Origin of the sequence: Bradyrhizobium sp. 2TAF36 (genome assembly GCF_052114925.1) — a bacterium.
Classification (GTDB): Bacteria; Pseudomonadota; Alphaproteobacteria; order Rhizobiales; family Xanthobacteraceae; genus Bradyrhizobium; species Bradyrhizobium barranii.
Genome location: NZ_JBFRFR010000205.1, coordinates 1 through 3166, shown reverse-complemented (window position 1 = coordinate 3166; position 3166 = coordinate 1). Strand labels below are relative to the sequence as shown.

General features: G+C 61.8%; 2 protein-coding genes. Both read left to right on the top strand.

The features are described 5' to 3' along the window. Positions 1-241 (top strand): ATP-dependent Clp protease adapter ClpS (gene clpS / locus AB4Z51_RS44640; RefSeq protein ID WP_441499734.1); only part of this gene is annotated, 241 nt, incomplete at its 5' end. A 291-nt stretch (positions 242-532) separates the two neighbouring features. After that, positions 533-2947 (top strand): ATP-dependent Clp protease ATP-binding subunit ClpA, encoded by a 2415-nt coding sequence (clpA, locus tag AB4Z51_RS44635; RefSeq protein ID WP_014494656.1) that lies wholly within the window; start codon positions 533-535, stop codon positions 2945-2947. Positions 2948-3166 lie beyond the last annotated feature (219 nt).

The window sequence follows — 3166 nt, the reverse complement described above, 5'->3', positions numbered from 1 at the left end:
GTATCGTGTGCTGATCCTGAACGACGACTACACGCCGATGGAATTCGTCGTCCATGTGCTGGAGAAGTTCTTCCAGAAGGACATCGAGGCCGCGACCAAGATCATGCTCCATGTCCATCATCACGGCATCGGCGAGTGCGGCGTATTCACCTACGAGATCGCCGAGACCAAGGTGACGCAGGTGATGGACTTCGCCCGCAAGCACCAGCATCCGCTGCAATGCGTGATGGAAAAGAAATAACTGCGCGTTCACATCCAGAGTTATTTAGATCGGTTCTGGTTGCGCGGTATGTGACGGCAGCACATCCTGCTGCGTGATCCCGCGAAAATCAGCGGCGTCAATCCTGCCCAAATGGGTAGTTCTGCCCAAATCGGAACGGGTTTTGCATCGAGCATGCCGTGGGCGCGTAATGCCCATTTGAGTCGCGGAACCGGTCTTTCGCCGCGGTCTTGTATAACTATATGTGACAAAGGTTGTTGTTGCCTGACCGGGCGATGGCGATCATGATGGTGGGGGCCATAGAGGACGCGAATGCCGACTTTTTCCCAAAGCCTTGAACAATCCCTGCATCGTGCGCTGGCGATCGCAAACGAGCGTCATCACCAATACGCGACGCTCGAGCATCTCTTGCTCTCCCTGATCGACGACTCCGATGCAGCCGCCGTCATGCGCGCCTGTAGCGTCGATCTCGACAAGCTCCGCACGAGCCTCGTCAATTACCTTGAAACCGAATTCGAGAATCTGGTGACGGATGGCGCCGACGACGCCAAGCCGACCGCCGGTTTCCAGCGCGTGATCCAGCGCGCGGTGATCCATGTGCAGTCGTCCGGTCGCGAAGAGGTGACCGGCGCCAACGTGCTGATCGCGATCTTCGCCGAGCGCGAGAGCCATGCCGCGTACTTCCTGCAGGAGCAGGACATGACGCGCTATGACGCCGTCAACTACATCAGCCACGGCATCGCCAAGCGGCCGGGCGTCTCCGAGGCGCGGCCGGTGCGCGGCGTCGACGAAGAGACCGAGGCAAAGGGTACCGAGGACGCCAAGAAGAAGGGCGAAGCGCTCGAGACCTATTGCGTCAACCTCAACAAAAAGGCGCGCGACGGCAAGATCGATCCGGTGATCGGACGCAATTCCGAGATCAACCGCGCGATCCAGGTGCTGTGCCGCCGGCAGAAGAACAATCCGCTGTTCGTGGGCGAGGCCGGTGTCGGCAAGACCGCGATCGCGGAGGGCCTCGCCAAGCGCATCGTCGACAGCGAGGTGCCGGAGGTTCTTGCGGCTGCGACCGTGTTCTCGCTCGACATGGGCACGCTGCTCGCGGGCACGCGCTATCGTGGCGACTTCGAGGAGCGCCTGAAGCAGGTGCTGAAGGAGCTCGAAGCGCATCCCAACGCCATCCTGTTCATCGACGAGATCCACACCGTGATCGGTGCGGGCGCGACGTCGGGCGGGGCGATGGATGCGTCGAACCTGCTCAAGCCGGCGCTTGCCTCGGGCACGATCCGCTGCATGGGCTCGACCACCTACAAGGAATACCGCCAGCACTTCGAGAAGGACCGCGCGCTGGTGCGGCGCTTCCAGAAGATCGACATCAACGAGCCGACGGTCGAGGACGCGATCGCGATCCTCAAGGGTCTCAAGCCTTACTTCGAGGACTACCATCGGCTGAAGTACACCAATGAGGCGATCGAGGCCGCGGTGCAGCTCTCCTCGCGCTACATCCACGACCGCAAGCTGCCGGACAAGGCGATCGACGTGATCGACGAGTCAGGCGCGGCGCAGATGCTGGTGGCCGAGAACAAGCGCAAGAAGACGATCGGCATCAAGGAGATCGAGACCACGATCGCCTCGATGGCGCGGATCCCGCCGAAGAGCGTGTCGAAGGACGATGCCGAGGTGCTCAAGCATCTCGAGCAGACCCTGAAGCGCACCGTGTTCGGCCAGGACAAGGCCATCGAGTCGCTGGCCGCATCGATCAAGCTGGCGCGTGCCGGTTTGCGCGAGCCGGAGAAGCCGATCGGCTGCTATTTGTTCTCGGGACCGACCGGCGTCGGCAAGACCGAAGTCGCAAAGCAGCTCGCAGCGTCGCTCGGCGTCGAGTTGCTGCGCTTCGACATGTCCGAATACATGGAGCGGCATACCGTGTCGCGTCTGATCGGCGCGCCTCCCGGCTATGTCGGCTTCGACCAGGGCGGCCTGCTCACTGACGGCGTCGATCAGCATCCGCATTGCGTGGTTCTGCTCGACGAAATCGAGAAGGCGCATCCCGACCTCTACAACGTGCTGCTCCAGATCATGGATCACGGCCGGCTCACCGACCATAACGGCAAGCAGGTCAACTTCCGCAACGTGATCCTGATCATGACCACGAACGCAGGTGCTTCGGATCTCGCCAAGCAGGCGTTCGGCTTCACGCGCTCGAAGCGGGAAGGCGACGACCACGAGGCGATCAACCGGCAGTTCGCGCCGGAATTCCGCAACCGTCTCGATGCCATCGTCTCGTTCGGCCATCTCAGCGTCGAGGTGATCGGTACGGTCGTGGAGAAGTTCGTGCTTCAGCTCGAGGCTCAGCTCGGCGATCGCGACGTCACCATCGAACTGTCCGAGCCCGCCAAGACCTGGCTGGTCCAGCATGGTTACGACGAGCAGATGGGCGCACGGCCCATGGCCCGCGTCATCCAGGAGCACATCAAGAAGCCGCTGGCTGACGAGGTGCTGTTCGGCAAGCTCAAGGGTGGCGGCCACGTCCGCGTCGTCCTGGTCAAGGACGAGGCCGACGAGACCAAGGACAAGATCGGGTTCGAGTTCCTCGACGGTCCGATCACGCCGAAGCAGGAGAAGCTGCCCGGCGCCCGCAAGCGTCCGCCGGGCAAGTCCAAGCCGGGCGGTGGCGGCTCCGGCGGCTCGAAGGGGCCGACCTCGAAGGGCCCGCTGGTCAAGGCTTGATTGCGAGCGATATGAATTGAAAAGGCCGGCTGAAAAGCCGGCCTTTTTGTTTGCGTGGCGGTCGCGAGGCGCTAAAGCGGGATGGGGTTAGGTTGAATCGATTTGGGATTCCCAAATCGGTGTGTTTCTGATTCACCATTCTGGCTGGGTTGGAGGCCAGCATGGATGGGCAAGCCTTATTCTCTGGATCTTCGCAAGCGTGTCGTGTCCGCGATCGAG

Excerpts from the sequence above, each read along its gene's own strand:
- clpA (WP_014494656.1), top strand. The coding sequence starts at position 533 with ATGCCGACTTTTTCCCAAAGCCTTGAACAATCCCTGCATCGTGCGCTG.